Genomic DNA, 24,487 nt, shown 5'->3' with positions numbered 1-24,487 from the left:
AAGTGCATTGACATGTCAAAATATATAATCACTTCGGCACTCCCTTATGCAGAAGGGGTGCCGCATTTAGGCAACTTTGTAGGGTCGATACTACCTGCTGACGTATTCTACAAGTACATAGATATGAAAGGCGAAGATGCGATATTCATATGCGGGTCAGACCAGCACGGCACCCCAATAGAGATACAGGCAATAAAGAAAGGCATAACCCCAAAGGAGCTGGCGGAATCGGTACATGAAAAGATAAAGGAGGCAATGGCAAGGTTTGAATGCACCTTCACTTATTACGGAAAGACTGATTCGGAAAAGAACAAAGAAACCGTATATTGGCTGTTTGACAAGCTTTACAAAAATGGCTTTATAGTAGAGGTTACTGATATACAGCCATACTGCAATACCGACAAGCTTTTCTTGGCTGACACCTTTATAGAAGGCACCTGCCCATTCTGCGGATATGAAAAGGCAAGAGGAGACCAATGTGAAAACTGCGGGCATCTTCTAAATCCTACAGACCTGATAAAGCCGCACTGCAGGATATGCGGCGGCACCGACATATCATTCAAGGAGACCAAGAACCTGGCAATAGACCTGAAAAAGCTGCAGCCGGAGATAAAGGATTTTATAGATGACAGAAAGGGCAACAACTGGAGCATAACCGCGATAAACAAGCCTCTTAGCTATCTTGAACAGGGATTGAAGCCAAGGGATATAACAAGGAATATAGATTGGGGATTCGATGTCCCTATGGAAGGTTTTAAGGACAAGAAGTTTTATGTCTGGTTTGATGCAGTGATAGGATACATAGGGATAACAAGGGAGTGGGATGAAGGCAAATGGGAGCAGTACTGGAAATCAAAAGATACAAAGCTCATTGAATTTATGGGCAAGGACAACATAGAGTTCCATACGATGATGTGGCCGGGCATACTTATAGGCTCAATGGACAATCTTGTGCTGCCATACACAATAAAAGCATACGAGTACCTTACGGCAAGAGGGTTAAAATTCTCAAAGAGCAATGGCATAGGGATGAATGTAGAGAATTCGCTTGGTGTGATGGATCCTGATTACCTGAGGTTCGCCTTGATATACAGGCTTCCCGAAACGTCTGATGCGGATTTCTCAATAGACCTTTTGCTTGAAGTGGTTGACAAGATAATGAATGACAAGATAGGAAATTTTGTCAATCGTGTCTTGACGATAGCAAAATCCAATTCAGAGCACATAGGCAGGATAGAAATGTCCAAAGATTACGGAAGCAAAATAAAATCTATAATAGAAAAATACAAGTCCGACTTTGAATCGATTAGCCTTAGGGAGGCCCTTCACGATTTGATAGACCTGGCAGAGGAGGGGAACAGCCTTATAAGCGGATCCGAACCCTGGAAGATGAAGAAGGACCTTTCCGATACTGAAGTAAAGAACAGGTTTTCTGAGGTCATGGGAAACCTTATCTATACGGTGTACGCAATAGGCGTTCTTTCATATCCTTTTACGCCTAAGGCAAGCGGTGACATATTGGATTATTTTGGAATATCGGGCAAGCCCAAATTAGGTTTGCTTGATGCTGGCATAAATCTGGATTACAGCAAAGAGGTAAAGCCCATATTCAAAAAGGCAACCAAGGAGCAGATTGAAAAGCTCAAGATGTTTTCTGATTGACCTTGCAAAGGAGTCCAAATTTCCTTTTTACAAAGGGTTTTTTAAATAGTTTATCGAAATAAAGTATAGTGGTCTTTATGGAATATCAACACGCTTCGGAAATGAAAGATTATGAAGGCAAAGAGGTTTCTGTAAGAGGATGGATTTATAGGAAAAGGGAAAGCGGAGGTATCATTTTTATAATCCTAAGAGACAGTAGTGGCACAATCCAGATATCGATCAAGAAGGATTCCGTAAGTCCGGAAACGTGGAGCGATGCGGAGAAATCTACTATAGAATCAAGCATTGAAGCATTTGGCACGCTTAAGAAGGATAGCAGGTCTCCGACAGGATACGAGATAACCGGAAAATCCATGAAATTGGTAAGCTTATCAGAGCCGTTCCCTATAACCGAATACCAGAGCACAGAGCTTCTTCTTGACAACAGGCATCTTTGGCTTAGGAGCAGGAAGATGACGGAGATAATGAAGGTCAGGTCCCATATATTCAGGTATACAAGAGAGATGCTTGACAAGCAGGGATTTTATGAAATAACCCCTCCTATAATAACGGCTTCGGGAGGAGAGACCGGAGCGGACATGTTCGAGCTGGATTACTACGGGAAGAAAGCTTACCTGACCGAATCATCACAGCTTTATTCCGAGTCAATGATATACTCCCTTGAGAAAGTATATTCTTTTGTCCCTTCGTTCCGGGCTGAGAAATCAAGGACTATAAAGCATCTTGCAGAATACTGGCATCTTGAGCCGGAGATGGCTTACTATGATTTAGGGATGAATATGGAGCTTCAGGAAAACCTGGTAAGCTACATAGCACAGCATGTTGTCGACAATGATGAAGAATCCCTAAAGGAGCTTGGCATTGACAAGGAGGTGCTGAAGATAGTAAAGCCCCCATTCAAGAGAGTAACATATGAGAAGGCACTTGAGATCCTAAATGACAAGGGCAAAGACCTAAAGTGGGGAGACGACTTCGGTGTTGAAGAGGAGAGGCTTCTCACGGAAGACGAAGACAAACCAATATTCATCACCTACTGGCCAAAAGAGCTGAAGCCTTTCTACATGCCTGTAAACCCCAAAGATGAAAGGACCGTATTGTGCGCTGACATGCAGGCGCCACATGGGAATGGGGAGATAATAGGAGCAAGCCAAAGGATCTACAAGTATGACGAGCTTATGGAAAGGTTCGGCCAAGTTGAAAAGGCAAAAGGCGTAAAGTTCAACATGGATAACTATAAATGGTACATAGACTTGGCAAGATACGGCTCCGTGCCCCATGCGGGATTTGGGATGGGGATGGAAAGAGTGATAAAGTGGATGATGGGATTGGACCACATAAGGGATGCGATACCATACCCAAGGATGATGAACAGGAATTACCCGTGATTCCTGCTTGAACCTCAAAAATTGCATTACCTAATTCTTTTTTCTGTTTCTGATTTTGACATAACCGTTTTGAAGATTGTGAATATTGGGACAATTTATTTATATATCATATGCGCATGTAGACTGTGCATATTGAAAAGCGATATTTATGGTGTCCAAAAGCGAGCAAAAGAGGGAAAAATCCATTGCAGAATATGGGCTGGCGATAATATTCGTCATGATAATAGCGGTTGTTGTTGTAGCGTTATTGGCCCTGAATGGATTTAGGATAAACAATGAAGGCAATCCCCTCGCAATTCCTTCTTCTTCAAGCATCAAGACCTCATGCACTGCCGCGAAAGGTGCCATATGCGCGATGCCAAGCAGCTATCCAGGTGGATTCTTGGCAACATTAGGGCAGCTTTCAAATAAAAATTGGAAATTTGCGACAATCGCTTTTGTTCCCAATGGATCGGTTATGCCAAATAATTTGAGCAGCCTGTATTCATATCCTGATAAATCGGTGCTTGCAAGGGAGATAGTGAATGGCATTGTAAACAACGACACGGAATTCAGCGATTTGGAGAGCGGCTACATAATGCATGCGACTTTCAATGATTCATATTCTATTGACTCTGATGTTATAAGCTACTCCACTATAATACCAAACAAAAGCGGCTCTTTCGTTTCTGGGAGCATATGGGCTATTTACACCATTAATGGATCAATTGCAAAAGGGCCATTCCACTCGATCGAACTCGCAAATGCGGTGATAGCGGTCAATTAAGCCTCCTGAACCCACCAAAATTAAAAGAGCACGGGCATTAACTTATCCGCACAAGGTTTCACCCATCAATCTGCGACACGGATTCTATCATCTTCCCCTTGTTTCCGCTGAGCCCATAGGTGCTTGCCTTTTCAAGATCCACTCCCGACTTCTTTGCAAGCTTACCTATATAGTTAAGCAGTATGCCACTTCCTATGTCCATTGCGGCCGTGGTGCCAATCCTCGTAAGGGGATTTCCTTTTGATTCCGCGCGTGCATCCCTCAATGCCATTTTCCTCAAGTGCCTATAAGCTGCATAGTACACTGCGAACATCGAAGGCTTTAGCACATCCTCGTTGAGGCTATGCGACTTTATCCTTCCCATAGGCACATTTACCATGGGTGTTACAGTGAACTCGAATGGCCTGCCGTCCACGTACGAATTGCTTAGCTTGTTTATGAGCGCGACGGTTTCCCAATTGTCATCGTCGGTTTCTCCATCCTGGCCTACCTGCACAGTAAACGCTGGACGCCAGTAGTACTTTGTGAAGGTCTGCACACCCCTCCATACTATCTCGTGCCATGAGCCGTCCGAGCCTACTTTCAAAGGCAATGTCTTCGCAGGCATATGCTTCTTTGCCAGTTCCTCGCTCCCTGTTTCAAGCCCAACCTGCAGGCCTATCCAGTTGCTCGGGCCTGCCTGCGCAATTTCCGAAAGCCTTTTTATCAGGTCGGGGAATCCTGCGGGTATCGCTATTCTTCCATGCGTCGGATTCATATACTTTACCCCTGGCATCTGCTTTATCTGCGTGAAAAGGTCTACCAACGCCTCTTGGTTTGGCTCAAAGAACTTTCCATGCTTGTAGCCGAAGAACTCATCAGAATGCAGCCATGCCTTATTTGTGGTGCCTGATTTTATATTGACTTCAATCTCCTTCTTTATGAAATCCAATGGCTGGTATCTGAGAGGCCTTAATGTCACTTCGCAGAAATCACATCCTACTCCGCATCCCCTCATTACCTCAACCATCCCTTTTATTGAAGGCCTTACTATAGCGGGTATCTTTTCAAGAGGCGGATAATGGCCATATGATTTCCTTGATATAAATCTTTCATCGCTTACGGAGCTCATCTGGAATTTGTCGTTGAATGTCAGGTATCCCGTATTGAACATTGACTTGTCTATCTGGCCTGCAGTCAGCTGCTCAAACAAGTCTATAAGGACATCGTCAGTCTCTCCCTGCACCGCATAGTCTATGTTCATTTTTTCGAATTCCTCCTTAAGCACCGTGAAATCCCAAACCCCCGGACCTCCAACCACAAGCTTCGCCTTCTTGCCTTTCCTCGCTGCATTTAATTTGTTTATCAGAATCTCGAAGTCGCGCCTGACCCATGCGTAGAAATCGCCACCAAAAAGCACCGCATAGGACATTGTCAGTGGCCCTATCCCAAATGGATCCATTGTGGATACCCCTATTACTTCGGTATTTGCATCAATAAACTTTGCCGCATTGTTGCCGTCCACGACTGCTACGTCTTTCCTTGGATACTTCTCAAGGAGCTTTGCTTCAAGCTTCCTTATCGAATATGGAGCCACGAGAAGTTCTCCATTGTCCATGTACTTTGGATGTTCTCCTTTCAAAAAATTGTAAACTCCTGATGGAACTGTCTTCTTTGGTGCACTTGGCAAGAAATCCAGCAAAGGAAAGTCATGATATGTGTAGATTAGGGTAGAATCTGCTACCAGTACGAATTTCGCCATTGTTTCATCTCTATAAAATCCTTCTAATTTAAGGATTTGATGAAATATATTTTTAAGTTATTTGTTATTTCATAGGTAAATTTAGTATAATTTTAAACTATGCCGATATTTTATTTGATTGGAACCGTTTATATTTTTATGAACCCATAATGGTATAGTGAGTCCATGGAAAAAGAAAAATTTATTTTTGACGATAAGGAGATATTATATTTTCATTCAGGGGCCGAAGGGAATGATGCAATACTTCTGATGCATGGATACAATTTCAGTACACAGGTATGGATAGATGTAGGGTTGGTCGAAAAGCTGAAAGGGATTGGATATGAGGTATTTTCACTGGATGTCCCGGGATTCCCGAAGAGTGAAAATAAAGCCAAACTTTCACAGGACGATATAGAAAGGCTGCTGGAAAAATTCATAAAGGACAAAATGCATTCCAATGCGGTTCTGCTTGGCGCAAGCGCAAGCGGCAGGATAGCATTGGAATTTGCGGAAAAGCATGCGCATCTGCTGCGTAAGCTAATACTTGTAGATCCAGTATATGAATCGGTCGACTTTGGCAAACTCAATGGAATTGATATTTTAGGTATATGGGGAGGCAACGACCCTATATCCAAACCTTTTAGGAGCGTCGCTTCGAACGTAAAGCTTGCGATACTTAAAGGCGCAGGGCACGCATGCTACCTTGACAAGCCCGATGAATTCAACTCGATTGTGGCAAACTTTCTGAAGGAACAGATGAGATAGATTTATAATCAGCTGGATTTGGTTGAATTCATAGTGTCTGTTTTATAAACATTATACAGGTAATTGAGGCTGGCGGGCAGGAATGAATATCTTCCGGATACAAAGGATTTGTTCACATACCAGTAGGATGGAAACTCGGTGCTTATGTTCTCCATCGCGGCATCATACCTATAATAATATACAGTTGTGCCCACATCCAGTGTGCTGTTTGTCAATATTGCAAAGTCCGTGCAGTTGGAGACAGGCAGGGTGGCATTTGCTACGTTATAAAACTGCTTGGTTGAGTAATTTCTGAAGGATTGGTTATAGCCATTGTATGTGTCGCTCTTTGATTTTATAAGAGCGTTGTCGAAAGATGAACTGTTGCTGAACTGGAACAGGCTGAAGGCATGGCTGCCATTGACTTTGAATGCATAGGAATTCTGATAATCCGATTGACATATGCTGTCATAGGTGTAGTATTTCTGGAACTTTTCGATGCCCTCATATTTGGTATAATTGACTTTTTGGTAAATGCTGTAGGATATTGTTTTATTGCGGTAGCTGAACCTGCTCGCGTTGCTTATCCTTGATACGGCATTTGTGGTCCTGTTGGTTGACTCAAGATCCTGCACTGTATGCGACTCATTTTTAGGGACAAAGAACATCACTTTAATTGTCGTGTTTGATGGGCTTATATTGAGCATTGCTGGCACGGCCGAAAGGTTTGTTATCGATTTCGCTATATTCGCATCTATCGGCTTCCCAGACAGGGTGTAAAATCCGATGCTGCTCGCATTATAAACCTCGAAATGCTTGAATTTTGACAGGTTGAGGTAAAGGTATATAAAATTTGCTTTTGACGAGGAATTTAGTGTCAAAGTTGAGTATGGCAGAAGGGATGGATTGAACGAGGGTTGCATCGGATATATTGGAAGCACTAGCAGTATCAGGCATATTATCGCAGCAAGTATGTAGAACGGAGTGCCGCTTAGGGATTTGTAATATGACGACAGCTTGTTTGGGAACCTGGATTTTCCTTTACTGAAGATGAATCTTATAGATACCGCTATCGCTAGGCTTATTAGAAGGTAATACCCGATTATGCCTACATTTATTGTAAGGTTCTCATCTGCATTAAACCCTAGCGCGGACATCAGCATAGGCACCACAAAGGCTATGAACAATATAATCTTCGCGCTCAGCCTTATCTTGGACCCTGCAAATATAACGATCAATGTATAGACTGATATAAGGAAAACCAATACGAGTTCTGGAACGTTGAAGTATACTGCGCTGCTCGCATATATGAATGCAATTGCAAGTCCAAGCGTGATATTCATGTACTCGTCTTCCGCTATTATAACGAACGACAACGCTATGAAAAGGATCAAAGATGCCAGGATCATCAACGCATTGTTCATTATTATGAAATATGAAAGGAAAAGCACTGCAAGCACGGCTGATAGTGTTGCTGCTGCGTAAAGTGGATATGGTGTTTTCTCGGCCTCAAACACAAGGCCGTTGTAATTTTTTGCTTTTTTATTATGGTTGAACATTGCAAACCGCCAGCATTGCACATCCTAATTTGCATACCGAACTTAAAAAACCTTTTGATTTATCAGGGTTAAGCTTTCCAATCAAGGGCTGCTTTTCCTTTTTAGGGCTTAAAATATCTTTGCACTTCTTAGAAAGATATTTATTTTTTGGATTCTCCATTGTCAATGATGCTTGGTCATGGGATGGATAGCATTTGGGAATGCGGAGAGGACTGTTTATTCCGAAGCATTGAAGCTTGAAGAAGGCGAGTCCGTCATACTGTCCAGCTTTAAGAAAGACAGGACTATAAGGATAACAAAAGGCAAAGAGGGATTCGCAATTGAAGAAGACGGGTTTGAAAACTCGAAGTTTTCAATATCGGATGAGGAGCTTAAGAAGAAGATAAAGAAGCTTCTTGCATTCGAGTTTCCAAGAAGCCATAAAATAATGTTAAGCATAAGGAAAGGAAGTTGACAATTTAAAGGTGAATTCACGAATTATCAAATTTGGCGTAAAACCCACACGCTTCAGCGGTGGGATATAAGCCACCACAACATGTATAAATACAGATAATAAAATATACATGTTTTGTATGAAAACTGCATACGAATATCGTGCATATCCTTCAAAGGAACAGAAGGGAACTCTGAATAGACAGATGTATCTTTCAAAGGAACTATACAACCTGCTTCTTGAAAAGTCAAAGTCATATTACAAGAAGACAGGAAAAACCTTAACGGAATTCAGGATGAACGTTTGGATAACCAAATTAAAGAAGGAAAAACCGGAATTTGCGGAAATCCATTCCCAGGTGCTTCAGAATATCTCAAAAAGAGTGTCAGATGCATACAAACATTTCTTCTTGAGGTGCAAGGAGAAGAGGCAAGGAAAGAAGGTAAAGGCAGGATTTCCAAGATACAAGAAGTTCGTATCATCCTTGACATATCCCCAAACCAATGGCTTCAAGATAGAGAAGAAGAAGGTTGAACTTTCAAAAGTAGGGAGAATAAATTTCGTGAACCACAGAAATATTGAAGGGAGGATAAAAACATTAAATATAAAGAAGACAAAATCACAGGAATGGTACATCACGATTGCTGTTGAAAAGGAGGACAAGCCATTCATTTCAAACGGTAAACCGAAGATTGGTATTGATTTAGGAATAATGCAATATGTCGCGCTTTCGGACAATACAATACTCCAAAACGCAAAGATAACAAAACACCAGAGGAAACATTCAAGAGTCCTTCAACAAAACATATCGAGGAAGGAGAAGGGATCATCCAACAGAAGAAAGGCAGTGGCAAGATTTGCAAGATACTCAGAGCACATTTCAAGGATAAGATTGGATTGCATCCACAAGATTTCAAATGAACTGGTGAATTCTTATTCATTCATCGCGTACGAAGATTTAGAGATAAACAATATGGTGAAGAACCACAGATACGCAAAATCGATAAGTGAATCTTCTTGGGGAAATTTCACACAATTGCTGCAATACAAGGCTGAAAGCGCTGGTTGCGTGGCAATGAAAGTGAATCCTCAATATACATCAATGACATGCAGCAAATGTGGCAATGTGCAAAGCATGTCGATATCCCAAAGGATATTCGTCTGCGAAAAGTGCGGGATGTCAATGGACAGGGATGTGAATGCGGCACAGAATATACTCAAAAGGGCTTTGGACTCTATCAGTCCAACTACCGAAGGGCATTCGGGAAGTCAAGCTTGCAGAGACGACATAAGACCTTCCGCAAGGGGGGCAGTTGCCTATGAAGCAGGAACTACATTGGTGGCATCATGACGACAAATCATAACCACCCTGGAAGCCCACACTGTTTACAGGTGGGAGGATGTCACATTAATATATACTTAATCTTTATTGCATTCAGTTTAAAGATGATAATATGGAAAACAATAATGTAAAGCCTCCAGAAGTGGAGAAGATTGATGAATTTACCTGGCAGATAAAAGGCGATGAGAATTCAAAGCCCGTAAAGATATTCGCAAGCGAAGAGATAATCGGATACATGAAGAGGGACAGGACATTAATGCAGGCAAAGAACGCTGCATCTATGCCATCGCTTGTAAATTCTATGCTTGTCATGCCGGATGGGCATGAAGGCTATGGATTTCCGGTAGGGGGAGTTGCAGCATTTGATGCGGACAACGGAATAATATCACCCGGAGCGATAGGGTTTGACATAAACTGTGGAGTAAGGCTCATAAAGACAGATCTTACCGAAGAGGATATAAAGCCGAAGATAAAGCCTTTGATGGATACATTGTTCAAGAATGTGCCAAGCGGGGTCGGAAGCGTAATAAGGCTTGGATTTACACCGCAGGATTTGGAGAAGGTTGCGGTCGAAGGTGCACGCTACATAATAGACAAAGGCTATGGATTCAAGGATGACGTAGACCGTATTGAGGAGAACGGAAGCATGGAAGGCGCTGATCCCGACAAAGTAAGCGCATTGGCAAAGAAAAGGGGCCTCCACGAATTGGGCACCTTAGGGGCAGGCAACCATTTCCTAGAGGTGCAGAAAGTAGAAAAGGTCCTTGACCAAAGGCTTGCGGATGCATTCGGTATAAAGGAAGGGCAGGTAGTGGTTATGGTGCACAGCGGATCGCGGGGCTATGGGCATCAGGTGTGCAGCGATTACCTGAGAGTGCTCAGCGATTACCAGAAGAGCCACAACATAACCCTTGCGGACCCTGAGCTTAGCTATGCCTATATAGGAAGCAAGGAGGCGAACGACTATCTGGCTGCGATGAAATCCGCGGTCAATTTTGCATTTGTAAACCGCCAGATAATGACAAACTCGATAAGGAAAAGCTTTGAGGAGGTTTTCGGTAAGAGCGCTGACGCTTTGGGAATGGACCTTGTATATGATGTTGCCCACAATATAGCGAAAGAGGAAGAGCACATAGTAGACGGCAAGAGAAAGAAGGTATATGTGCACAGGAAAGGGGCGACAAGGGCATTCGGGCCAGGCCGCATTGAGATTCCAAAGATATACAGGGATTATGGGCAGCCTGTCATTATACCTGGAAGCATGGGAACAGCAAGCTACATACTGGCAGGAAGGGAGGAAGCAATGCTTGAAAGCTTTGGGTCATCATGCCACGGATCCGGAAGAAAGATGTCAAGGCACGAAGCGATACGCGAGATACCAGAATCAAAGACATTCAACACGATGAAGGACAAGCACATAGAGATAAGGGTAAGGAACAGGAAGCTGGTGAGCGAGGAATCAGAGTGGGCCTACAAGGATGTTGATGAAGTTGTGAAATCCATAGCAGGTGCAAAGATATCCAACATAGTTGCAAGGATGACCCCGTTGGGAGTGGCAAAAGGATAAATCTTCCTTTTTGCCCTTATTCTATATTTGCGTGAATCACTGTTTTTACCTATAGATAATCGGATGCCACAAAACCAATTTATATAATCTCATACTAATTCTAATATAGTGGTTTCATGATACTTTCCGATTTCGATATAAAAAGCATGGTTTCCCAGAAGAGGCTCACAATCGAGCCGCTTACTGATGACAGCATCAGGGAAAACGGCATAGATTTCAGGCTTGCCGATGAGGTTGCAAGGCACAAGGCCTTTGACGAATCATTTGTCCTTGATCCAACCGATGAAAATATGATAAAGGGGAGCTACAAACTTGATAAAACCCTTAAAGAGATAGTTATAAATCCGCACGAGCAGGTGCTTCTTTCCACATATGAAAGCATAAGCATGCCTGACGATGTAGCAGGATTTGTTGAACTAAGGAGCACATGGGCAAGGCATGGGCTGTCAATGCCGCCAACTATAATAGATGCGGGGTTCAACGGCACGATCACGTTGGAGGTTGTCAACAACGCGCCTTACAAGATCCTGCTGAGGCCGGGGCAGCGCTTTGCGCACATAATACTGGAAAAGCTCAACAACAAGACCGGCAAGGTTTACAATGGGAATTACAATATGCAGAAAGGGATAAAGCTGCCGCAAGTGCTTGGTAAAAACTGAAAAAGCATATGATAGACATGAAGATAGATTTTATATCGGATTTGGTTCCATCTGCAATGATGGAATCCCTGCGTTCCAGAGGTATAAAAGAGTTCACCCCGCCGCAGGCTGAAGCGATAGAGAAAGGCCTGCTTAAGGGCAGCAACATAATGGTAGCCTCTCCAACAGCCAGCGGCAAGACCCTGATAGGCGAATTGGCTGCGGTATACTCAATACTCGCGAAAGGCAAGAAGGCAATATACATAGGCCCAATGAAGGCCCTTGTATCGGAGAAATTCAACGAGTTTACCAAAGCATACCCTTATATAAAAGCTGCAATATCAATGGGGGACCTTGATTCGGGGGATCCTTGGCTTGCAGAATACGATATGATATTTGTCTCTACAGAAAAATTTGACAGCCTGCTCAGGCACAAGATTGACTGGCTGCCTTCCGTCGGGTGTGTGGTATTCGACGAAATACATATGGTAGATGACTACTCAAGAGGTCCGGTATTGGAGGTAATCATAACAAAGCTCTCAATGTACAAGGAGATACAGCTGGTCGGATTGAGCGCCACGATAGGGAATCCGGAGGAATTGGCGAAATGGATAGGAGCGGAACTTGTGACCAGCGATTACAGGCCCGTAAAGTTGCTCAAGGGAATAGTATTCTCAAACTCGATTTACTACTATGACGGGTACAGCCAGGAAGTATACGAGATGGACGGGAGCAGCAAAGTGCCGGAAGCGAGAGTGCTAGAGGACACGCTGCACAAAGGGAAGCAGATGCTCAGCTTCTTCTATTCAAAGCGCAATGCCGAGTCCAGTGCGGTCAAGCTCTCAAGCGTTACAAAAGCCGTATTGACAGAGGATGAAAAAGCGAAGCTTGCGGAGATAGCCGACAAAGTGGAGAATGTCCTAGACTCCCCGACAACGCAGTGCAGGAAGGAAGCGTCATTGATAAGAAACGGCATAGCCTTCCACCATTCCGGATTGATGTCAGCCCAAAAAGCCTATGTAGAGGATGCATTCAAGTCAAATTTAATAAAGGCGATATGTGCTACAACCACCTTAGGGCTAGGGGTAAACCTCCCCGCCCATACGGTTCTGGTCAGGGACCTCCACAAGCACAGCGAGGAGGGCAATGCCTATGTTGGAGTAAACGAGGTAATGCAGCTGTTCGGAAGGGCGGGAAGGCCCGCATACGACACTGAAGGAAGAGCGCTGGTCATAGCAAAGGAGAAATACAACCTGATGCCGCTTTACGAGAGGTACATAGCAGCGGACCCGGAGCCAATTGAATCAAAGCTGGGAGTCATGCCGGTCCTCAGGATGCATATATTGTCTTTCATAGCCGAGGATTTCCTAAACTCAAAGCCCGAAATCTCAAAGTTCCTATCAAACACATTCTATGGATACCAATACGGCAGCACGAACATGGACACCTTCATAGACCAGGTAATCTCAAGCTTGACAGATTGGAATTTCGTAGAGGAGCACAGCAGTTCATATGTAGCTACAAAGCTTGGAAAGAGGATAAGCGAGCTCTACATAGACCCTCTTTCCGCAAAGTGGATAATGGACAGCGTAGGAAAGGCGACAGATTCGATAGGCCTGCTTTACATACTTTGCAATACTATAGAGATGAGGCCATATGTATACGTAACTGAGGAGGCTGAGTCAAAGTTTGTCTACTACAAGAGCCTTAACCCCGAATTGTACTCGATGGAAGCCAGTTACTCTTATTATGATCCTGTAGCGGCATTCAGCACTGCAATGATGCTGAGCGACTGGATAAGCGAGGAGGATGAAGATGCAATAATGAAAGGGTATCATACAACCCCAGGAGCTATGTACGCAAAGATATCGAACATCGATTGGCTTATATATGCGGCTGCCGAGATATCAAGGATCCTTAAGATGCCTACACATCTTCTTGTTGAGACAAGGGTAAGGCTTAGGTATGGAATAAAGGATGAGCTCTTGGACCTGGTAAGGCTTGAGCAGATAGGAAGGGTAAGGGCAAGGAAGCTATTCAACAACGGGATAAAGACAATTGAGGACATAAGGAAAAATCCTGAGAAGGTGAGCATCCTTCTTGGCAGGGAGATTGCAAAGAAGGTTTACAGCCAACTCGAGTAGCTTTTACAAATATATATTTTGTAAAAATTAAAGCACAGGATATGGGTGGATAAAGCAGCAAAAACCCTTCCTCCTCCATCTTAAAGCGTATCTATTGCATGTATATTGATAACCAAACCCTAATGCAAATAGCATAGGTATAAAAACCCAATAACCAAAAATCGAACAAACCGAAAGACTTATATAATAGTTAGTATTAATCTATATCTGCGCGTGTTTTTCAAACACCACACCATATCCACCCCGCATGCAGAAATGCATGCGGACCTGATTATAATTTCCTAACCAATTCCACACCGTGAAGCATTTTATGCTTCTCTTATAATTGAATAAATTAGCGGTAGCTGAATTCGGTGCACTCATTTACTGGTTTTCCGGAAAGCAGTTTTCCTATTACCCCTTCCTTTGCGGCATTTCCTATATACCCAATTGAAGGTTTCCCAAATTTCTCATTTACCCCTTTAACCATATTATAAAGCATTTCAACTTTTGTATGCATCCCTCCTGTAACATCGAAAGACTTGTTTGAACCAGATGCACCTTTAAGTATGGTGTCTATGTTTGAATTGTCTACCCTATCTATCTTCTTTGCATTTGCATTCTGGGTTGGGTTAGAGTCAAATACTCCATCAACATCGGCGCCTATGATTATTTTATCAGGACCAAACTCAGTAGAAAGGAAATTGAAAACTTCTTCAGTGGACGCAATCGTTACGCCTTTAACGTCATCTATGAGAACATCCCCATATACCACAGGAGTGAATCCGGATTCTAGCGATTTTCTTATTCCGTCAGTGACTCCTTTTATTATCCTTCCATTGCCGGCGTAGGCAAAGCTCGATGGAGAAAATGGATAAGTGTCAAGCCCTATTTTAATCGCTTCCTCAATGATTACCGTGTTCAGTGCCTTTGCAGTATTGCAGGTTACAGTGGCCCCCATTCTGCTGAACTCGTATTTAAGCCCTTCATTTACCTTGTACTTTGATGCCGGCACGTGTGCGTAAGAGCCGCTGCCATGGCCCAATATCAAGTCGAATCCATGCTCTTCCTTTGCCTTTTTGATCTCGGAAAGCAGTCTGTCTATTACATCTATCCTTGGGGTGCTTTCCCTACTGTCGTAGGTTATTGTGCCTCCTCCTAATTTTAAAAATACCAGTGGCTCCATAATAATGCCTTTATAATCCATGTGTATTAACAGAGGATTAAATTTAGAAATAATCCCGATATTCGTTAATAAACGATTCATTTCCAAAACTGAATTGTTTCAAAGGCGGATAGTCAACTAATTTATACCCTTCTTTTATTTTTGTTACCTAAATTCCTAATCGCACCTTCTGTGAAAGATTTTTATAATTTTCTGTTATATAAGTGAATTGGTGCATAAAGATGGTAGCAGCCAAGATGAAAGGAGACGACGAAGAAGATGAAGAAGACGAAGACGAAGAAGACGACGAAGACGAAGAAGATGAAGAAGACGACGAAGACGATGAGTAATTCTTCTCTTTAGTAACTCCACAGAAATAAACTAAGAAATATTTATGGTTTAATTTTTTTATTTGACCCATAGCTATCTTTTTCTTTCAATTATCTGAAGCAAAAGTACGGAAGAGGCGTATACTTTGCACATCAATCAATTTTGCCCAATCGGTAAAAATTGCAATAGAAATGTATTTATAAAAGTTATCAGGTAAATATATGTAATTAAGTTTATGCTTTGAATTTCAGATTTGAGGCAAGGCTATAATTTCTAAATGGTGATTTTTTGGTAGATGGGATAGAGCTTACAGCTGTAGGGGCTTTGGTTACTGATGACGGAAGAGGCATTGCCAGGATGGATTCGAAAGCCCGCAAGCTGCTTAATGTAGTATCGGGAGACATAGTAGAGATAAAAGGCAAGCGCAGATCCACGGCAGCGATCGTGTGGCAAGCCCCCCAACAAGACGAAGGACTAAACTTTATAAGGGTTGACGGATGGATCAGGGAAAACATAGGCGTTGGGATCGGGGACAAAGTGTTTGTGTCAAAAGCCAATGTGTCAGAGGCAACAAAGATCGTGATTGCCCCTCCAAAGAACCAGACAACCCCAGTGCCCCCAGATTTCGAGGATTACGCAAAGAGCAAGCTTGAGAACAAGCCTTTAATGAAAGGGGATATAATCCCGATACCGATGTTCAGGTACGCATTCAAGTTTGTAGTCGCACAGGTAATACCACACGGTGTTGTAAAAGTTACACCAAACACGGAGATTGTAGTAAGATCTGAATCGGTATCGGAATCCGCGGTCAAGATAGGCGATGTCCATTACGAAGACATTGGAGGTCTGAAGACGGAGATCCAGAAGATAAGGGAGATGGTTGAGCTGCCAATAAGGTATCCAGAGCTCTTTGAAAGGCTTGGAATAGAGCCGCCAAAAGGCGTCCTTCTATATGGCGCTCCAGGTACCGGAAAGACTCTGCTTGCAAAGGCCGTAGCAAACGAGAGCGATGCGAACTTCATAGACATATCAGGGCCTGAACTGGTAAGCAAGTTTGTCGGAGAGAGCGAGGAGCGCCTGAGAGGCATATTCGAGGAGGCCAAGGAAAAGGCCCCAACTATAATATTCATGGACGAGATCGATGCGATAGCGCCAAAGAGGGAAGAGGCCACAAATGAGGTTGAGAGGAGGATGGTCTCCCAGCTGTTGACATTGATGGATGGGATGAGCTCGAGAGGACAGGTGATAGTTGTAGGAGCAACGAACAGGCCTGATGCAATAGATGCCGCTTTAAGAAGGCCTGGAAGGTTCGACAGGGAGATAGAGATAGGTGTTCCGGACAGGAATGCAAGAAAGGAGATAATACAGATACACACTAGGAACATGCCTTTGGACAAGGGTGTTGATATAGACAACATAGCGAACATAACACACGGGTATACAGGAGCGGACCTTGCAGCATTGGCGAGGGAAGCGGCAATGTCAACCCTGAGAAGGATACTGCCTGAAGTTCTCGACAAGAATGAAGTTTCAAATGAACTTCTCATGAACCTAAAGGTAAGCAACCAGGACTTCTTGGAGGCATTCAACAGCATACAGCCAAGTGCATTGAGAGAGGTATTCGTTGAGAGGCCTAATGTACACTGGAGTGATATAGGCGGGTTGGAGAAGGTAAAGGCAGAGATTAAGGAAGCGGTGGAACTGCCTATAAAGGATCCGGAAGCCTTTGAGAAGATAGGTATAAGGCCGGTAAAAGGTGCATTGCTTATAGGGCCTCCAGGAACCGGAAAGACGATGCTTGCAAAGGCGGTCGCTACAGAAAGGGAGGCAAACTTCATATCTATAAAAGGCCCTGAGATACTCAACAAGTACGTAGGGGAAAGCGAAAAAGCAGTACGCGAGATATTCAGGAAAGCGAGGATGGCAGCACCATGCATAATATTCATAGACGAAATAGATTCGATAGGCTATTTGAGGGGAGGAGACAGCGAGAGCTCAAGGGTAAGCGAGCTTGTTGTCGACACGCTGCTGACCGAGATGGATGGGCTCAAGGACATGAAGAATGTGATTGTAATCGCGGCCACAAACCGCCCTGATGTGCTGGATCCCGCCTTGCTGAGGCCTGGAAGGTTCGACAAGATAATAGACATACCTATGCCTGATGAGCCTACAAGGCTTGCCATACTCAAGGTGCATACGTCCAAGATGCCTTTGGCAAAAGAGGTTGACTTAGAGGAGGTTGCCAAGATAACAGACGGATACACAGGAGCCGAGATAGAGAACCTTGTAAGGGAGGCAGGAATGAATGCGATAAGGAACAAGGAGTCCAAGGTGACAAAGGATGATTTCGACAAGGCTTTGGTAGAGGTCAAGCCAACAGTGCCTAGGGAGCTTGCTGAAAGGATACAGAAATTCAAGTCGGAGCCTGACTTGATGTACAGGTGAAGGGAACTTCGCCCGCTGCATCCAAATGAGGAGAAAAGTGCGATTACGATGTTTAAACTGACAGTTCTTGGTACATCCGGTGCAGCACCAACCAAATCAAGAGGGCTTGCCGCCGTTGCAGTTGAGAACGAAGGCGATTTATACCTGTTCGACTGCGGGGAAGGGACGCAGAGGCAGATGCTGAAATCCGATGCCAATATGTTCAAGGTAAGGGCCATATTCATAACCCATACCCATGGAGACCATATATTCGGGCTTCCGGGGATGCTTAGGAGCCTGGACTTATACGGAAGGGACTACCCGCTCAGCATATACGTGCCAAAGGGTTATGAAGACAGGATAGAAGCGCTTGCAAGATTTGACAGCTTCAGACCAAGATACGAAATAAACGTAATCCCGATAGTGCCAGGGGAGATTTACAGAAACAAATCGATAAACGTCACTGCATTCGAACTGAAGCATTCAATAGCTTCATATGGGTACAGGATAGCCGAAAATGACAGTCTGAACTTCATAAAAGAAAAGTGCGACAGCCTTGGGATAAAAGGGAAGATGTATAGGGAGCTTTTGGAAAAAGGCAAGATTACGGTAAAGCCTGATGAAGGTTCAAGCTTGCCAAAGGAGGTAAGGATAGAGGATGTATCAATCCCAAAGATAGGGAAGAAGATAGTTTACGCAACCGATACAATGCCAACAGAAGGGACAATAAAGGCATCCGCTGGGGTTGACCTGCTCATACACGAGGCAACATATACGGACGAGTTCAAGGATCTTGCAGCAGATAGGATGCATTCAACGGCAACCGATGCAGCGAATATAGCGATAAAGGCAGGCGCAAAGGAGCTCATGCTTATACATTTCAGCACACGATACAAGAGCACTTCACAGCTTGTCCGCCAGTCAAGAACAATATTCAAGAACACGATAGCCGCAAAAGACGGAATGAAGTTAAGCATATGAATAAATATATCAGTCCAAAATACCAAAATCCATAGAAAAATATATTAATGTGAAAGTGGAATTCTTTTTGCAACTTTTAAACAAGGGCTCGTAGTCCAGTGGTAAGACGTTACCTTGACAAGGTAAAGATCCGGAGTCCGATCCTCCGCGGGCCCATCCTGCTTTTAAAAGTATAACCATATACTTATCAGATCCAGTCAAACCGCCAATCCTGTAGCATCACAGATTTTGCCATTAACATCAAGGAATAAATGAATAAATTTTTAAGCTTGACAATATAATCATACGTGCAATTGCAAATTGCAGGTGTAATGTTGTTCCACATATATCCTATTATACTGCTGCTTTACACTGTATTTGGAATCATATCTATATGCTATTATACCATAAATGCAAGGCGTTCGGTAAAATATAACTACAGGTCAAAGTCAATTAACACTACGGACACGTACAAGGACGTCACAATAGTCGTTCCCGTCTACAACGAGAATCCAAAGACATTTGAGCGATGCATAAAATCAATCGCGAACCAGAAATCAAATATGATTGTAATAGGAGATTCAAGCTATGAGCCGTACAAATCAATCACAGAATCTTATGGAGGCACTTTTATATACAAGCAGGTTAGGGAAGGAAAGAGGAAAGGGCTTTCAACCGCAATAAATTACGTAAACACAAAATACGTGCTTTTTGTCGATAGCGATACAGTAATACCAAGGAATACCGTAAAAAGCCTTATCTCCAAATTTGGACCTAGCATAGGAGGTGTTGGAGTAGGTGTATCAATAAGGCTGAAGAACAATTGGATATCTTATTCCGCAGAGTTCTTTGAGAAAATGAAGGAGGTCATGTTCAGGGCTATGGCATATTCCGGATCAGTGATGGTCCTTGATGGAAGATGCGCAATGTACAGGACAGATCTTATAAAGGACTTCCTTAATTCAGAGGAGTACCGAGAGAATGTCATATTCGGGATAAAGAGCAACCTTGCCGAGGATAGGCATATAACAAGCCATGTGGCAAAGCTTGGATATAAGCAGATTATAGATTATGACGTTTATGTCAAGACCGAATCGCAGAAGAACTTCAAGCAGTTTTGGAAGCAGATGATACGGTGGGCCAGGGCAGGGTACCTGTATTTCTTCAAAGAGTTCTCAGAAAGGGCATACTCCAAAAGAGGGCTCTTCTACACCTTTGAGATGATGTACCTTTACATACTTCCGATATTCGTGCTCGTATTAGGCTTGATGAGGTTGGATTTCTACCTTGTACACGGGCTGGGATTTGTCTTCAGGGATACGGGAATGTTTTACAGCTTCATAACCGCGAACTTTGCCAGGATGGGATTTGGCAGGTTCATATATACGTTGACATCGATATTGGATGCCTTTGCCGTATTTATCCTTGCGGTTGCGGTATACCTTAGGCTTAGCAAGAACAAGAGAAAGAAGAAGACGCTTGTTTTGGGAGGGGTAGCATTGTTAATGATGTTCTTTGCATCATTCTACGGATTATTCACTTTGTGGAAGCAGAGGAGCTGGCTGACAAGGTAAAGCATCGACCAATAAATAAAATGAATGATTATCATGGAGAAAACTGATTCGGACAAAAATGCGGCAAAAAGCAAGCATTCAATATATACATTTGGCATATTGGGATCAAAAGCCGACAAGCTGCTAAGCATAATAAAGAGGTACAATATCAAGGAAGTGGTTGATGTTAGGTTCAATCCGGAAACCTCCGACAACTCAGAACTGGAAAAGGACAACCTTGCAGGCATACTTGAAAATTCAAAAGTAAAGTATACCCACTCAGTAGACCTGTCCTCAAAGTACAAGAATGCAAAAAGCCTTATGATGAATTCGGGGTGGAAGAACCATATGTTCAAGACGTATGCGGATTACATGCAGACACCAGATTTTGTCAATGGCCTGAACAAGTTGATAGTGAAGCTGAAGGACCACAACCTGCTGATAATATGCAATGAGAAGCTGCCTACCGAATGCCACAGGTACCTTATAGCAGATGCATTGTTCATAAGGCACAAGGTAGTATATCATCTGCTTGATGAGTATACTCCAAAGAAGCACATCCTGACAAAGTTTGCAAAGGTGTCAGGGCTCCGGATATTTTATCCAGTTTACAAGACCAATAAGGTCACAAAAAGATCCAGGGTAAATGCAAAGAAAAGAAAGCAAGAGCGGAAGCAAAGATAAAGCCAGATCCCAGCATTTCAAGTCAAATCAAGTTCTTGTTTATTATATCCGATACCTCGTCTGGTTTGCTTATCATCGGCGCATGCCCTCCTTTATCTATAAGGTACAGCGAGCTTCCTTCTATGCTATTTTTTATCATACCTGCATATTTTACATCTATCTCCGGATCATCGCTGCCCCATATTATAAGCGTCTTTGAATCGATATTCTTCAGATCGTCGAGATGCACTCCGCTTTCTTCTGAGTTCATTATGATGTTCCTCATTATACCGAGGTCATTCCCCGGCTCTATCGCGTCAAGCTTTTTCAGGAAGGCATCTATATCGGAGCTGTCCATGCTGTTAATGCCTGCCAATGAAGAATCCACAAGCACAAGGTACTTCGGAGCCATGTGGTTTATTGAATAGCTCGCTGCTATCTCACCGCCATACGAGTTTCCGATGATTGCAAATGGATCATTTATGCCAATACCGCCAAGCAGCTCGTCTATTGCCTTGCACTGCACATCCAAAGTGTATTCAATATTGGGCTTTGCCGATCTTCCATGCCCCAATAAGTCAAGCGCTATAAGCTCAAATCTGTCATCCAGTTTATCAAAGAGAGGGAGCCAGTTGTTTGAAATAGCCCCCAATCCATGTATGAACAGCAGAGGCAAATCCCCATTGCGATGAAGGTAGAATATCTTTCCAAAAGACGTATCGGCCTCCATCCTATCTATTGTTTCTTTCATGCTTATACCTCAAAGCTACTTGAAGATCTCTTCCCTTATTACTTTCTTGCGCTTGAATTCCACAAGGAAGTAGTATGCCATGAGCAATCCAAGTATAAGCAGTACTCCTATGTCAAGGGCTTCCCTCGGCATCCCCGCTATGAAAAGGCCAAGCAGTATTATGCCGGCTATTGTTGAATATGGATACAACGGAGTGCGGAATATCCCCTCCTTGTTGTTCCTCCTGAAGTGTATAAGCGCAAAGCTGGATATCAAGTACGAGAGAAGGAGCCCAAAGTTGCTTATTGCTGCTATTATGTAGATGTTTCCCGAGAAAAGCATCACTACCCCTATCACGGACGATATTATGACCCCGTTTATTGCGACATCTTTCTTCTTGTCGTACTTCCTCAACGCTTTAGGCAGCAGCTTGTTGTCGCTTATCTGGTAAAGCACTCTTGAAGATGTAAGTATCATAGCAAGCGTAGCCGATGTTGTCGCTATCAGTGCCCCTATACCAACTATAACGAATAGAGCATAAGGTGCATGCGCATATTGAAGCGCAAATGAAAGAGGGTCAGCAGAAATCGTAAACTTTGATGCAGGCACCATCATCATCATTGCGATCACTACCAATACATAGAATATCATGCTTATCACTACAGAGAGCACTATCGCTTTCCCTGCAGCTTTACTTCCCCCCTTAACATCAGAGGTCATGGTAGATATCGATTGGAACCCCGAATATGCGAAGAACACAGCTATGCTGGCAGCGAATATGGCGGCTATCGTTCCCGTGGATTTTGTAACAGAGAAATTGGAAGCGGCAAAAATATGCGATGAATAAGCCAGGGCCATCGCAGCAACTATAAAAAGGGTCAATATGCCAAGCTTTATCATGACAAGGAACGAGTCTGCCTTGGCCGCTTTCTTGATGCCTATTATATTGACTATCGACAGTATGAAAATCAATAGTATGGCGAACATCACCGAATATGAATGGCTTGCAACCCCAAGGAGGCTTGTTGCATAGGATCCAAATCCCAATGCAATTGCGGATATCGCAGTCGCGAAGCTGAAATACATCAGTATTCCAACTATGAATCCAAGCTCGCTGCCAAAAGCCTCATAAGCATATGAGAATGAAGCACCTTTTGCATGGGGCATTATCGATCCCAATTCCCCAAATTCCATTGCTATTATTACAGCCAGAACTCCAACAAGTATAAAAGCTATCAGCGAGTAAGCCCCCGCCAATGCAATGGCAGTACCGCTGAGCACGAATATGCCCGCCCCTATTATTGCGCCAAGGCCCACAGCAGTGGCAACCCACAAACTTATCTGTTTGTTATTCTTTGCCATAATAGATCACAGGATTGCAGGAATAAAAAATCTCATTATACAAGGATAAAATCAAACTCGAAAGTATATTAAACTTTCGTTAACCTCAATAAAGGATTAAGGCAGGCCATAGCAAAAGGCGCAAGCAGAAACAAATTCGTTTTCCCTCTTCCACACAAAATAGTTATAATCTTTCACTGCAAACTACTACTGTGGTATCATGCCTGATAATTACAAAGATTATACTGATGAAGAAAAGAAGCAGATAGTCGAATTTGACAAGAAGATGTCGGCCGACAATGAGAAATTGATCGGGCTTTTTGGAGCCAAGAAGCTAAAGGACATGAGCCTTCCAGCCTTCTACACGTTTAAGAACGGGCTTATGTATTCGCACAGGGATTTTGATGTGTTCATGGAGAGGCTGAACAAGCACGAAAAATCCGCAATAGTCTCAGGGTTCAATCCCAGTGCCAGCATACACATAGGGCATATAGGCGTGTTCGACACCAACCTGTTCTTCCAGAAGGAATATGGTATGGACATCTTTGTGCCTTTATCCGATGATGAGAGCTATGTTTCCGGGAAGATAAAGGACCAGAAGGACGGGCTTGTCAACTCCCTCAAGCTGATAAGGTCTTTGATAGCTTATGGATACGACAAAAACAAGACCCATTTCATAATAGACCAGATTTACACCAACATATACAATTTGGCTATAAAGCTTTCAAGGGGCATTACAATGTCGGAGGTCAAGGATGTATACGGCTATACAAACGACCAGAACACAGGACTGCATTTCTATCCAGCCATACAGTCAGCCCATGTCATATTCCCACAGACCCTTGGGATAAGGAACATACTGGTCCCAATAGGCCCCGATGAGGATGCCCATATAAGGGTGTCAAGGGACCTCGCTCCAAAGTTCGGTTATGAAAAGGTCGCAGTTCTACATTCAAGGTTCATGCCCGGATTTGATGGCGATTCAAAGATGTCAAAATCAAAGGGGAATGCGGTGTTCCTATTGGACGACGAAAAAGCGATAAAGAAAATAGTTCTGAATGCATTTAGCGGTGGAAGGGCGAGCGTGGACGAGCATAGGAAATTAGGAGGGATACCGGAAATCGACATATCATACCTTTACTTGAAGTACCTGTTCCTTGACAAGGACGAGGCAGAGAAGCTCTATGACGATTACAGGCATGGCAGGGTACTGAGCGGGGAGATGAAGAAGCTCCTTCTAGAGAAGGTTCTTGAAAGGACTGAAAAATTCAAGGAAAACTACAGCAAGGTCACTGCGAAGGACATTAAGAAGTCAATAATGGTAAATGAGGAGATTGATTTGGATTCCGTAATAGAGAAGCTTGGCATATTCTCTTGAG

The 24,487-nt window shown here is 43.3% G+C and carries 19 protein-coding genes and 1 tRNA gene; 15 read left to right on the top strand and 5 right to left on the bottom strand.

Features of this window, described 5'->3' with window-relative positions; translation table 11 throughout:
- Nucleotides 1–12: 12 nt before the first annotated feature.
- The 3 genes from metG to Mia14_RS03000 all read left to right on the top strand — a co-directional run bounded on the left by metG (nucleotide 13) and on the right by Mia14_RS03000 (nucleotide 3,813).
- The gene (gene metG, locus Mia14_RS03010; protein ID WP_088820186.1) at nucleotides 13–1,662 is read left to right on the top strand and encodes a methionine--tRNA ligase; all 1,650 of its coding nucleotides are present in this window, start codon (nucleotides 13–15) and stop codon (nucleotides 1,660–1,662) included.
- A 77-nt stretch (nucleotides 1,663–1,739) separates the two neighbouring features.
- Nucleotides 1,740–3,047 (top strand): asparagine--tRNA ligase, encoded by a 1,308-nt coding sequence (asnS, locus tag Mia14_RS03005; RefSeq protein WP_088820185.1) that lies wholly within the window; start codon nucleotides 1,740–1,742, stop codon nucleotides 3,045–3,047.
- A gap of 148 nt (nucleotides 3,048–3,195) precedes the next feature.
- Nucleotides 3,196–3,813: a hypothetical protein gene (locus Mia14_RS03000; RefSeq protein WP_088820184.1), complete on the top strand. Its 618-nt coding sequence runs from the start codon at nucleotides 3,196–3,198 to the stop codon at nucleotides 3,811–3,813.
- A 58-nt stretch (nucleotides 3,814–3,871) separates the two neighbouring features.
- On the opposite strand, the gene Mia14_RS02995 is transcribed toward Mia14_RS03000, so the two are convergent.
- The gene (locus tag Mia14_RS02995) at nucleotides 3,872–5,554 is read right to left on the bottom strand and encodes a B12-binding domain-containing radical SAM protein (protein WP_088820183.1); all 1,683 of its coding nucleotides are present in this window, start codon (nucleotides 5,552–5,554) and stop codon (nucleotides 3,872–3,874) included.
- Between the two features lie 165 nt (nucleotides 5,555–5,719).
- On the opposite strand from Mia14_RS02995, the gene Mia14_RS02990 reads away from it, so the two are divergent.
- The gene (locus Mia14_RS02990; protein WP_088820182.1) at nucleotides 5,720–6,301 is read left to right on the top strand and encodes an alpha/beta fold hydrolase; all 582 of its coding nucleotides are present in this window, start codon (nucleotides 5,720–5,722) and stop codon (nucleotides 6,299–6,301) included.
- Between the two features lie 8 nt (nucleotides 6,302–6,309).
- Here the strand turns inward: Mia14_RS02990 and Mia14_RS02985 are convergent, their stop codons facing one another.
- Nucleotides 6,310–7,839: a hypothetical protein gene (locus Mia14_RS02985; protein WP_088820181.1), complete on the bottom strand. Its 1,530-nt coding sequence runs from the start codon at nucleotides 7,837–7,839 to the stop codon at nucleotides 6,310–6,312.
- Nucleotides 7,840–8,017: 178 nt separating this feature from the next.
- Between Mia14_RS02985 and Mia14_RS02980 the strand changes: the two genes are divergently transcribed.
- The 5 genes from Mia14_RS02980 to Mia14_RS02960 all read left to right on the top strand — a co-directional run bounded on the left by Mia14_RS02980 (nucleotide 8,018) and on the right by Mia14_RS02960 (nucleotide 13,963).
- A complete protein-coding gene (locus Mia14_RS02980; RefSeq protein ID WP_088820180.1) occupies nucleotides 8,018–8,293 on the top strand; it encodes a hypothetical protein in 276 nt (91 codons plus the stop codon).
- Between the two features lie 118 nt (nucleotides 8,294–8,411).
- Complete coding sequence (locus tag Mia14_RS02975) at nucleotides 8,412–9,623, top strand: RNA-guided endonuclease InsQ/TnpB family protein (RefSeq protein ID WP_198539372.1); 1,212 nt, start codon at nucleotides 8,412–8,414, stop codon at nucleotides 9,621–9,623.
- A gap of 103 nt (nucleotides 9,624–9,726) precedes the next feature.
- The gene (locus Mia14_RS02970; protein ID WP_088820178.1) at nucleotides 9,727–11,181 is read left to right on the top strand and encodes an RtcB family protein; all 1,455 of its coding nucleotides are present in this window, start codon (nucleotides 9,727–9,729) and stop codon (nucleotides 11,179–11,181) included.
- 116 nt (nucleotides 11,182–11,297) lie between these two features.
- Entirely contained in the window at nucleotides 11,298–11,840 is a 543-nt protein-coding gene (dcd, locus tag Mia14_RS02965; RefSeq protein WP_088820177.1) for a dCTP deaminase, read from the top strand.
- 17 nt (nucleotides 11,841–11,857) lie between these two features.
- The gene (locus Mia14_RS02960; RefSeq protein ID WP_198539371.1) at nucleotides 11,858–13,963 is read left to right on the top strand and encodes a DEAD/DEAH box helicase; all 2,106 of its coding nucleotides are present in this window, start codon (nucleotides 11,858–11,860) and stop codon (nucleotides 13,961–13,963) included.
- Between the two features lie 334 nt (nucleotides 13,964–14,297).
- Here the strand turns inward: Mia14_RS02960 and Mia14_RS02955 are convergent, their stop codons facing one another.
- Nucleotides 14,298–15,149 (bottom strand): isopentenyl phosphate kinase, encoded by an 852-nt coding sequence (locus Mia14_RS02955; protein WP_157891443.1) that lies wholly within the window; start codon nucleotides 15,147–15,149, stop codon nucleotides 14,298–14,300.
- A gap of 576 nt (nucleotides 15,150–15,725) precedes the next feature.
- Here Mia14_RS02955 and Mia14_RS02945 point away from each other — a divergent pair.
- The 5 genes from Mia14_RS02945 to Mia14_RS02925 all read left to right on the top strand — a co-directional run bounded on the left by Mia14_RS02945 (nucleotide 15,726) and on the right by Mia14_RS02925 (nucleotide 21,058).
- Entirely contained in the window at nucleotides 15,726–17,882 is a 2,157-nt protein-coding gene (locus Mia14_RS02945) for a CDC48 family AAA ATPase (RefSeq protein ID WP_269799403.1), read from the top strand.
- A gap of 48 nt (nucleotides 17,883–17,930) precedes the next feature.
- The gene (locus tag Mia14_RS02940) at nucleotides 17,931–18,842 is read left to right on the top strand and encodes a ribonuclease Z (RefSeq protein ID WP_088820174.1); all 912 of its coding nucleotides are present in this window, start codon (nucleotides 17,931–17,933) and stop codon (nucleotides 18,840–18,842) included.
- Between the two features lie 84 nt (nucleotides 18,843–18,926).
- Nucleotides 18,927–18,998, top strand: a tRNA-Val gene (locus tag Mia14_RS02935).
- A 155-nt stretch (nucleotides 18,999–19,153) separates the two neighbouring features.
- Nucleotides 19,154–20,395 (top strand): glycosyltransferase, encoded by a 1,242-nt coding sequence (locus Mia14_RS02930; protein WP_088820173.1) that lies wholly within the window; start codon nucleotides 19,154–19,156, stop codon nucleotides 20,393–20,395.
- A 33-nt stretch (nucleotides 20,396–20,428) separates the two neighbouring features.
- Nucleotides 20,429–21,058 (top strand): DUF488 domain-containing protein, encoded by a 630-nt coding sequence (locus tag Mia14_RS02925; RefSeq protein ID WP_157891442.1) that lies wholly within the window; start codon nucleotides 20,429–20,431, stop codon nucleotides 21,056–21,058.
- Nucleotides 21,059–21,080: 22 nt separating this feature from the next.
- Here Mia14_RS02925 and Mia14_RS02920 read toward each other — a convergent pair whose 3' ends face one another.
- Both Mia14_RS02920 and Mia14_RS02915 read right to left on the bottom strand, forming a co-directional pair.
- On the bottom strand, nucleotides 21,081–21,788 hold the full coding sequence (locus Mia14_RS02920; RefSeq protein ID WP_088820171.1) for an alpha/beta fold hydrolase: 708 nt from the start codon (nucleotides 21,786–21,788) through the stop codon (nucleotides 21,081–21,083).
- A gap of 15 nt (nucleotides 21,789–21,803) precedes the next feature.
- Nucleotides 21,804–23,129 carry an APC family permease gene (locus Mia14_RS02915; RefSeq protein ID WP_088820170.1) on the bottom strand — a complete coding sequence of 442 codons (1,326 nt, stop codon included), beginning with the start codon at nucleotides 23,127–23,129 and terminating at the stop codon, nucleotides 21,804–21,806.
- 199 nt (nucleotides 23,130–23,328) lie between these two features.
- Between Mia14_RS02915 and trpS the strand changes: the two genes are divergently transcribed.
- Nucleotides 23,329–24,486: a tryptophan--tRNA ligase gene (trpS, locus tag Mia14_RS02910; protein ID WP_088820169.1), complete on the top strand. Its 1,158-nt coding sequence runs from the start codon at nucleotides 23,329–23,331 to the stop codon at nucleotides 24,484–24,486.
- The last annotated feature ends 1 nt before the right edge of the window (nucleotide 24,487 follow it).

The sequence above is a fragment of the Candidatus Mancarchaeum acidiphilum genome (assembly GCF_002214165.1).
Lineage (GTDB): Archaea > Micrarchaeota > Micrarchaeia > Micrarchaeales > Micrarchaeaceae > Mancarchaeum > Mancarchaeum acidiphilum.
Note: the sequence above shows the minus strand (reverse complement) of the source record. Positions and strands in the feature narration are given on the sequence as shown.